Source organism: Pseudomonas phoenicis (assembly GCF_047302395.1).
Taxonomy (GTDB): Bacteria; Pseudomonadota; Gammaproteobacteria; order Pseudomonadales; family Pseudomonadaceae; genus Aquipseudomonas.
The window spans coordinates 1,826,591-1,835,861 of the sequence record NZ_CP154852.1; the positions used below are offsets into that span (position 1 = coordinate 1,826,591).

Consider the following 9,271-nt stretch of genomic DNA (forward strand, 5'->3'; position numbering starts at 1 on the left):
TCCGGGGCAAACGGAACGGAAAACTCCTTGAGATTCAATGAGTTGAACGTTTTCTGAAAGCTGGAAGCGTTTCGATCTACTGATCGGCAGCGGTGAAAAAAGGCAGTTGACAGCAGGTTGTAACGCTGTATGATTCGCCTCCCGCTACGAGAGATCGCAGCGAGCCAAGTGGTTGAAGTTGAACGAGATTCTCGCAAAACACTTCAAAATAAACACTTGACAGACACTGAGGACAGCGTAGAATGCGCGCCTCGGTTGAGACAAAAGGCTCAACCAACCGCTCTTTAACAATTTGAATCAAGCAATTCGTGTGGGTGCTTGTGAGTACGGACTGATAGTCACCAAGATTATCAGCATCACAAGTGGCCATGCGAGAAATCACATAGTCATTTGAGATTGCTGAGCCAAGTTTAGGGTTTCTTAAAAACCCAAGCAGTATTGAACTGAAGAGTTTGATCATGGCTCAGATTGAACGCTGGCGGCAGGCCTAACACATGCAAGTCGAGCGGATGAGAAGAGCTTGCTCTTCGATTCAGCGGCGGACGGGTGAGTAATGCCTAGGAATCTGCCTGGTAGTGGGGGACAACGTTTCGAAAGGAACGCTAATACCGCATACGTCCTACGGGAGAAAGCAGGGGACCTTCGGGCCTTGCGCTATCAGATGAGCCTAGGTCGGATTAGCTTGTTGGTGAGGTAATGGCTCACCAAGGCGACGATCCGTAACTGGTCTGAGAGGATGATCAGTCACACTGGAACTGAGACACGGTCCAGACTCCTACGGGAGGCAGCAGTGGGGAATATTGGACAATGGGCGAAAGCCTGATCCAGCCATGCCGCGTGTGTGAAGAAGGTCTTCGGATTGTAAAGCACTTTAAGTTGGGAGGAAGGGCAGCTAGCGAATACCTGGTTGTTTTGACGTTACCGACAGAATAAGCACCGGCTAACTCTGTGCCAGCAGCCGCGGTAATACAGAGGGTGCAAGCGTTAATCGGAATTACTGGGCGTAAAGCGCGCGTAGGTGGTTTGTTAAGTTGGATGTGAAAGCCCCGGGCTCAACCTGGGAACTGCATCCAAAACTGGCAAGCTAGAGTATGGTAGAGGGTGGTGGAATTTCCTGTGTAGCGGTGAAATGCGTAGATATAGGAAGGAACACCAGTGGCGAAGGCGACCACCTGGACTGATACTGACACTGAGGTGCGAAAGCGTGGGGAGCAAACAGGATTAGATACCCTGGTAGTCCACGCCGTAAACGATGTCAACTAGCCGTTGGAATCCTTGAGATTTTAGTGGCGCAGCTAACGCATTAAGTTGACCGCCTGGGGAGTACGGCCGCAAGGTTAAAACTCAAATGAATTGACGGGGGCCCGCACAAGCGGTGGAGCATGTGGTTTAATTCGAAGCAACGCGAAGAACCTTACCAGGCCTTGACATGCAGAGAACGTTCCAGAGATGGATCGGTGCCTTCGGGAACTCTGACACAGGTGCTGCATGGCTGTCGTCAGCTCGTGTCGTGAGATGTTGGGTTAAGTCCCGTAACGAGCGCAACCCTTGTCCTTAGTTACCAGCACGTTATGGTGGGCACTCTAAGGAGACTGCCGGTGACAAACCGGAGGAAGGTGGGGATGACGTCAAGTCATCATGGCCCTTACGGCCTGGGCTACACACGTGCTACAATGGTCGGTACAGAGGGTTGCCAAGCCGCGAGGTGGAGCTAATCTCACAAAACCGATCGTAGTCCGGATCGCAGTCTGCAACTCGACTGCGTGAAGTCGGAATCGCTAGTAATCGTGAATCAGAATGTCACGGTGAATACGTTCCCGGGCCTTGTACACACCGCCCGTCACACCATGGGAGTGGGTTGCACCAGAAGTAGCTAGTCTAACCTTCGGGGGGACGGTTACCACGGTGTGATTCATGACTGGGGTGAAGTCGTAACAAGGTAGCCGTAGGGGAACCTGCGGCTGGATCACCTCCTTAATCGACGACATCAGCCTGCTGATGAGCTCCCACACGAATTGCTTGATTCATTGTACGAAGACGATGCTGTAACGCGACCCTGTTATAGGTCTGTAGCTCAGTTGGTTAGAGCGCACCCCTGATAAGGGTGAGGTCGGCAGTTCAAATCTGCCCAGACCTACCAGCTTCTGGGGCCATAGCTCAGCTGGGAGAGCGCCTGCCTTGCACGCAGGAGGTCAGCGGTTCGATCCCGCTTGGCTCCACCACCTTTTAGCATCGTTTGCTGTTCAGAACTTAGAAATGAACATTCCACCCAGGTCATCGGGTGCGCTGAATGTTGATTTCTGACTTTTGTCAGATCGTTCTTTAAAAATTCGGATATGTGATAGAAATAGACTGATGGCCACTTTCACTGGTGGTGATCAGGCTAAGGTAAAATTTGTGAGTTCTGCGCGAGAGCGCAACATGCGAATTTTCGGCGAATGTCGTCTTCACAGTATAACCAGATTGCTTGGGGTTATATGGTCAAGTGAAGAAGCGCATACGGTGGATGCCTTGGCAGTCAGAGGCGATGAAAGACGTGGTAGCCTGCGATAAGCTTTGGGGAGTCGGCAAACAGACTGTGATCCAGAGATCTCTGAATGGGGGAACCCAACCAGCACAAGCTGGTTATCTTGTACTGAATACATAGGTGCAAGAGGCGAACCAGGGGAACTGAAACATCTAAGTACCCTGAGGAAAAGAAATCAACCGAGATTCCCTTAGTAGTGGCGAGCGAACGGGGACCAGCCCTTAAGTTGGTTTGAGAGTAGTGGAACGCTCTGGAAAGTGCGGCCATAGTGGGTGATAGCCCCGTACACGAAACGCTCTTATCAATGAAATCGAGTAGGACGGAGCACGAGAAACTTTGTCTGAATATGGGGGGACCATCCTCCAAGGCTAAATACTACTGACTGACCGATAGTGAACCAGTACCGTGAGGGAAAGGCGAAAAGAACCCCGGAGAGGGGAGTGAAATAGATCCTGAAACCGTATGCGTACAAGCAGTGGGAGCCTACTTTGTTAGGTGACTGCGTACCTTTTGTATAATGGGTCAGCGACTTATATTCAGTGGCGAGCTTAACCGAATAGGGGAGGCGTAGCGAAAGCGAGTCTTAATAGGGCGTTTAGTCGCTGGGTATAGACCCGAAACCGGGCGATCTATCCATGGGCAGGTTGAAGGTTAGGTAACACTGACTGGAGGACCGAACCGACTACCGTTGAAAAGTTAGCGGATGACCTGTGGATCGGAGTGAAAGGCTAATCAAGCTCGGAGATAGCTGGTTCTCCTCGAAAGCTATTTAGGTAGCGCCTCATGTATCACTGTAGGGGGTAGAGCACTGTTTCGGCTAGGGGGTCATCCCGACTTACCAAACCGATGCAAACTCCGAATACCTACAAGTGCCGAGCATGGGAGACACACGGCGGGTGCTAACGTCCGTCGTGAAAAGGGAAACAACCCAGACCGTCAGCTAAGGTCCCAAAATCCTGGTTAAGTGGGAAACGATGTGGGAAGGCTTAGACAGCTAGGAGGTTGGCTTAGAAGCAGCCACCCTTTAAAGAAAGCGTAATAGCTCACTAGTCGAGTCGGCCTGCGCGGAAGATGTAACGGGGCTCAAACCAGGTACCGAAGCTACGGGTATCACCTCTGGTGATGCGGTAGAGGAGCGTTCTGTAAGCCTGTGAAGGTGAGTTGAGAAGCTTGCTGGAGGTATCAGAAGTGCGAATGCTGACATGAGTAACGACAATGCGAGTGAAAAACTCGCACGCCGAAAGACCAAGGTTTCCTGCGCAACGTTAATCGACGCAGGGTTAGTCGGTCCCTAAGGCGAGGCTGAAAAGCGTAGTCGATGGAAAACAGGTTAATATTCCTGTACTTGCAGTTATTGCGATGGAGGGACGGAGAAGGCTAGGCCAGCTTGGCGTTGGTTGTCCAAGTTTAAGGTGGTAGGCTGAGATCTTAGGCAAATCCGGGATCTCAAGGCCGAGAGCTGATGACGAGTTGCCTTTAGGCGACGAAGTGGTTGATGCCATGCTTCCAAGAAAAGCTCCTAAGCTTCAGATAACTGGGAACCGTACCCCAAACCGACACAGGTGGTTGGGTAGAGAATACCAAGGCGCTTGAGAGAACTCGGGTGAAGGAACTAGGCAAAATGGCACCGTAACTTCGGGAGAAGGTGCGCCGGTGAGGGTGAAGGACTTGCTCCGTAAGCTCATGCCGGTCGAAGATACCAGGCCGCTGCGACTGTTTATTAAAAACACAGCACTCTGCAAACACGAAAGTGGACGTATAGGGTGTGACGCCTGCCCGGTGCCGGAAGGTTAATTGATGGGGTTAGCGCAAGCGAAGCTCTTGATCGAAGCCCCGGTAAACGGCGGCCGTAACTATAACGGTCCTAAGGTAGCGAAATTCCTTGTCGGGTAAGTTCCGACCTGCACGAATGGCGTAACGATGGCGGCGCTGTCTCCACCCGAGACTCAGTGAAATTGAAATCGCTGTGAAGATGCAGTGTATCCGCGGCTAGACGGAAAGACCCCGTGAACCTTTACTATAGCTTTGCACTGGACTTTGAATTTGCTTGTGTAGGATAGGTGGGAGGCTTTGAAGTGGGGACGCCAGTCCTCATGGAGCCATCCTTGAAATACCACCCTGGCAACTTTGAGGTTCTAACTCAGGTCCGTCATCCGGATCGAGGACAGTGTATGGTGGGTAGTTTGACTGGGGCGGTCTCCTCCCAAAGAGTAACGGAGGAGTACGAAGGTGCGCTCAGACCGGTCGGAAATCGGTCGTAGAGTATAAAGGCAAAAGCGCGCTTGACTGCGAGACCCACACGTCGAGCAGGTACGAAAGTAGGTCTTAGTGATCCGGTGGTTCTGTATGGAAGGGCCATCGCTCAACGGATAAAAGGTACTCCGGGGATAACAGGCTGATACCGCCCAAGAGTTCATATCGACGGCGGTGTTTGGCACCTCGATGTCGGCTCATCACATCCTGGGGCTGAAGCCGGTCCCAAGGGTATGGCTGTTCGCCATTTAAAGTGGTACGCGAGCTGGGTTTAGAACGTCGTGAGACAGTTCGGTCCCTATCTGCCGTGGACGTTTGAGATTTGAGAGGGGCTGCTCCTAGTACGAGAGGACCGGAGTGGACGAACCTCTGGTGTTCCGGTTGTCACGCCAGTGGCATTGCCGGGTAGCTATGTTCGGAAGAGATAACCGCTGAAAGCATCTAAGCGGGAAACTTGCCTCAAGATGAGATCTCACTGGGATCTTGAATCCCCTAAAGGGCCGTCGAAGACTACGACGTTGATAGGTTGGGTGTGTAAGCGCTGTGAGGCGTTGAGCTAACCAATACTAATTGCCCGTGAGGCTTGACCATATAACACCCAAGCAATCTGCCAAGACGCAGGTTGGGTGCAAGACGCATCGCCGAAGATTCGCACACAGATCATCACATATCCGAATTGGCTGGCCCGTCGGCAACGACGTACCGGCAACCGAATTTCTTGACGACCATAGAGCATTGGAACCACCTGATCCCATCCCGAACTCAGCAGTGAAACGATGCATCGCCGATGGTAGTGTGGGGTTTCCCCATGTGAGAGTAGGTCATCGTCAAGATTCATTTCGCAAAACCCCTATCTGCGTGAGCAGGTAGGGGTTTTGTCTTTAAGTAGAGACTACAGAGATTCGCAGGTACGTCCCTCGGACGGGCCCGCACACAGAATTTCTTGACGACCATAGAGCATTGGAACCACCTGATCCCATCCCGAACTCAGCAGTGAAACGATGCATCGCCGATGGTAGTGTGGGGTTTCCCCATGTGAGAGTAGGTCATCGTCAAGATTCATTTCGCGAAACCCCTATCTGCGTGAGCAGGTAGGGGTTTTGTCTTTTCACGGCTTTGAAAATCCTAGAAGCAGCTCCGAAAATAAAACCGAAAACGAACCTATCATAGGGCTAGCGAATCTAGAGGCTCAGGGGAATGGACTGAGCCAGGACCGCCCCAGGCCACACCGTTAGTCGAAACACCCCAAGATGATGGCTAAGTGCGATTGCGTTCTAGCGAAGCCGGTCGCACCATCGCTGCACTCGATGTTTTGAATGGATTCCTCAGTGGCGATCACCAGGATGCTCACAGCTGCCGCGCGGCGTTGCGGCCTTGCCGTACTGCTAGGCTGTCTGCTGCTGAGCGGGCTGCATGCGGAATGGGACTTCTCGCTGATCAGCCGCCGCGCCGAAGCCCTGTACGGGCCATTAGGCACAGGGCAGGGTCGGATCGATGCTTGGCAAGCCATGTTGGATGACCCTCGCTCAGGCAGCGAGCAGGCGCGTCTTGAGCAGGTCAACAGCTTCTTCAACCGGCAGTTGCGTTATGTCGAAGACATCGACCTGTGGCATGAAACCGATTACTGGGCCACTCCTGTGCAATCGCTGATGAAGGGTGCTGGAGATTGTGAAGACTATGCGATCGCCAAATACTTCAGCCTACGGCATATGGGTATACCTAGCGAAAAGTTGCGTATCACCTACGTTAAAGCGCTGCGGCAAAACCGTGCGCACATGGTACTCACCTACTACTCGACGCCCCAGGCACAACCTCTGGTATTGGACAGTCTGATGGATGCCATCAAACCCGCCAGCCAGCGGCCCGATCTGCTTCCCGTGTATGCATTCAATGCCCAAGGCCTTTGGCTACCGGGTGCGGGAGGCAACCGCAAGGTCGGAGATACCAAACGCTTGTCGCGCTGGCAGGACGTCTTGAAGAAAATGCAGGCCGAAGGATTTGCGGCCGACTCGATCGATTGAAGGAGCGCGGATGTCCCTGTTCAAACAATTGCTGTTGGCAATCTGCCTGTTTCTGCTGATCGCCTTCAGCGGCAGCTTCATCGTCAGCCTGGAGAGTTCGCGTAGCCAATATGTGAACCAACTGCGTTCACATGCACAAGACGCGGCTACGGCGCTAGCGCTGTCACTGACGCCCAACATCGACGACCCGGCCATGACCGAGCTGGTGGTCAGCTCGCTGTTCGACAGCGGCTATTACGCCAGCATTCGTGTCATCGACCTCGATACCGACAAGGTCCTGGTCGAACGCCAGGCCGAACCTGACAGCGGCGGTGTCCCACGCTGGTTCGTCGGCTTGATCGGCCTGGGCGCTGAAGGGGGCGATGCGATCGTCAGCCGCGGCTGGCAGCAGGCTGCACGTGTCGAGGTGGTCAGCCACCCCATGTTCGCGTTGGCCAAGCTCTGGCAGAGCGCCCTGGGCAGCCTGGCCTGGCTGCTGCTATGTGGCGTGATCAGCGCCGTGCTCGGTGCGCTGCTGCTGCGGCGTCAACTGCGCCCTCTCGATGCCATGGTCGCGCAGTCCCAGGCCATTGCGCGTCGCGAGCTGGTGAGCATCTCCCCGATACCGCGTACGCCCGAACTGCGCCGTGTGGTGCTGGCCACCAACCTCATGGTGGAAAAGCTCAAAGCCCTGTTCGCCGAACAAGCCGAACGCACTGAGAAGCTGCATGCCGAATCGTATCAAGACAGCCTCACGGGCCTGGCCAATCGGCGGTACTTCGAGATGCAGTTGGCGGCGAAGGTCAGCAACCTCGAAGAGACCCGCGCCGGCTACCTGCTGCTCTTGAGGGTCATGGACCTCAGCGGCCTGAACCTGCGCCTGGGTGGGCAGCGCACCGACCAACTGCTGCAAGCCGTCGGTCAGCAGCTGCAACGCGCCTGCGCCCGGCACCCGGAAACCCATGATCTGATCACCCGCAGCCGCGGCGGTGAGTTCGCCGTGCTGGCCCCGGGCATGGTGCACGAAGATGCCGTACGCCTTGCCCAGGCGCTGACCGCCAGCCTGCAGGACCTGCATGCCACCGGTGCTAGCGACATCAGCCCGATCGCCTGCATAGGCGTCGCCCCTTACAATCCAGGCGATGCGCCCCAGGCGCTCCTGAAACTCGCCGACGAGGCCCTGGCGCGTGCGGAGAGCCAGCCCGAGCCCGGCTGGGTCTGCCTGGAGCAGGGAATGTCGACACAAGCGGCCGACAGCCAGCACGCTTGGCATGAGCGCCTTGACCGTGCATTGGACGAGGGGCTGTTCGCGCTGTTCCTGCAACCGGTAGTCGACGCCGGCAATGCCGAGCGGGTGCTGCATCACAAAGTCATCTCTCGTCTGGACGACGGTGCCGAAGTGCTGGCCGCCGGCCGTTTCCTACCCTGGCTGGAGCGTTTCGGCTGGACGCCCAGGCTGGACCTGTTGGTGATCGAGAAGGTCCTGCAGCACCTGCGCGAGCATCGTCAGCCGCTGGCCCTTAACCTGTCGGGTGCGATCCTGACCGATCCCGTAGCCCTGCAACGCGTGTTCGACTTGCTGGGCAGGCACAGCGCCGTCGGTCCGCACCTCACCCTCGAAATCGGCGAAGAACAGCTGCCCGAGCAGGCCAAGCTCGAGGAGCTGACACGTCGTCTGCACGCATTGGGCTTCGCCGTGGCCTTGCAGCGCTTTGGCGGTCGTTTCAGCATGATCGGCAACCTCTCCGATCTGGGGCTTGCTTACTTGAAGGTCGACGGCAGCTACATCCGCAACATCGATACCGAACCGCACAAGCAGCTGTTCATCGAGGCCATTCAGCGCGCAGCCCACAGCATCGACATTCCGCTGATTGCCGAGCGGGTCGAAACCGAGGGTGAGTGGCGGGTGCTCAAAGAGATGGGTGTGCAAGGCATCCAAGGGCAACTGACTGGTGAGCCGGCGCCCTGGCGTTGAGCGACGCAAGCGCGGGTTCGGCCAAGGTGGCTTGAACCTGCGCCGTGCAGGGCGTCGCAAGCATCAGATCAAACCGCTGTCGGCATCCTCCTCGATGAGATCGGTGAGGCTGCCAAGCGCCTTACGTGCCTTCTTGCGTTGATTGAGCTTGGTCTGCGCGCCTTGTGGCAAGTCGCTCAGATGAATCACACCCTTGGTGGTCAATACCTCGATCAGGTCTTCCAGTACCCGAATCATGTCCAGATCGCTCTGCTTGAGCTGTTTCAAGCCATTCTGCAGCTGATCGTCGGAGAACCACTCCTGAATCTCGGCATGGTCGGCCGGCAACTCCTCGGTGTACCCCTCATAAGGTGTGGCTTGCACCTGTTGCAGCTTGCCCCGCGCATTGCGGTGGACGTAGAACATGGCGAATCCTCAAGACGATGGTGCGTTGTTGTAGTGATCAGCATAGGCAGGCTGTGCGCGCCTGCCCGGGTTTCGCCGATGCCAGCGACCCTGAGGCCGCCGGCCTGCGGA

General features: G+C 55.5%; 3 protein-coding genes, 2 tRNA genes and 4 rRNA genes. 8 read left to right on the forward strand and 1 reads right to left on the reverse strand.

Annotated features, from left to right (window positions below; genetic code table 11):
- Positions 1-440: 440 nt before the first annotated feature.
- From AA0Z93_RS08270 to lapD, 8 genes are all read left to right on the forward strand, one after another.
- Positions 441-1,977: ribosomal RNA gene (locus AA0Z93_RS08270) — 16S ribosomal RNA — on the forward strand.
- An 86-nt stretch (positions 1,978-2,063) separates the two neighbouring features.
- Positions 2,064-2,140 (forward strand) — tRNA-Ile (locus AA0Z93_RS08275).
- 6 nt (positions 2,141-2,146) lie between these two features.
- Positions 2,147-2,222 (forward strand) — tRNA-Ala (locus tag AA0Z93_RS08280).
- Positions 2,223-2,479: 257 nt separating this feature from the next.
- Positions 2,480-5,371: ribosomal RNA gene (locus AA0Z93_RS08285) — 23S ribosomal RNA — on the forward strand.
- A 126-nt stretch (positions 5,372-5,497) separates the two neighbouring features.
- A 5S ribosomal RNA gene (gene rrf / locus AA0Z93_RS08290) occupies positions 5,498-5,613 on the forward strand.
- A gap of 109 nt (positions 5,614-5,722) precedes the next feature.
- Positions 5,723-5,838 (forward strand): 5S ribosomal RNA (gene rrf / locus AA0Z93_RS08295).
- Together the 16S, 23S and 5S rRNA genes with 2 tRNA genes alongside form the textbook arrangement of a ribosomal RNA operon.
- A gap of 258 nt (positions 5,839-6,096) precedes the next feature.
- The gene (gene lapG / locus AA0Z93_RS08300; RefSeq protein ID WP_413049035.1) at positions 6,097-6,801 is read left to right on the forward strand and encodes a cysteine protease LapG; all 705 of its coding nucleotides are present in this window, start codon (positions 6,097-6,099) and stop codon (positions 6,799-6,801) included.
- A gap of 10 nt (positions 6,802-6,811) precedes the next feature.
- A complete protein-coding gene (gene lapD / locus AA0Z93_RS08305) occupies positions 6,812-8,755 on the forward strand; it encodes a cyclic di-GMP receptor LapD (protein ID WP_413049036.1) in 1,944 nt (647 codons plus the stop codon).
- A gap of 63 nt (positions 8,756-8,818) precedes the next feature.
- On the opposite strand, the gene AA0Z93_RS08310 is transcribed toward lapD, so the two are convergent.
- Positions 8,819-9,160 carry a tryptophan synthase subunit beta gene (locus AA0Z93_RS08310; RefSeq protein ID WP_413049037.1) on the reverse strand — a complete coding sequence of 114 codons (342 nt, stop codon included), beginning with the start codon at positions 9,158-9,160 and terminating at the stop codon, positions 8,819-8,821.
- Between the last annotated feature and the right edge of the window lie 111 nt (positions 9,161-9,271).

What these genes read in the sequence shown, in the direction of transcription:
- lapG (WP_413049035.1), top strand. Translation starts at nt 6,097, where the DNA reads ATGGATTCCTCAGTGGCGATCACCAGGATGCTCACAGCTGCCGCGCGG.
- lapD (WP_413049036.1), top strand. Translation starts at nt 6,812, where the DNA reads ATGTCCCTGTTCAAACAATTGCTGTTGGCAATCTGCCTGTTTCTGCTG.
- AA0Z93_RS08310 (WP_413049037.1), bottom strand. Translation starts at nt 9,160, where the DNA reads ATGTTCTACGTCCACCGCAATGCGCGGGGCAAGCTGCAACAGGTGCAA.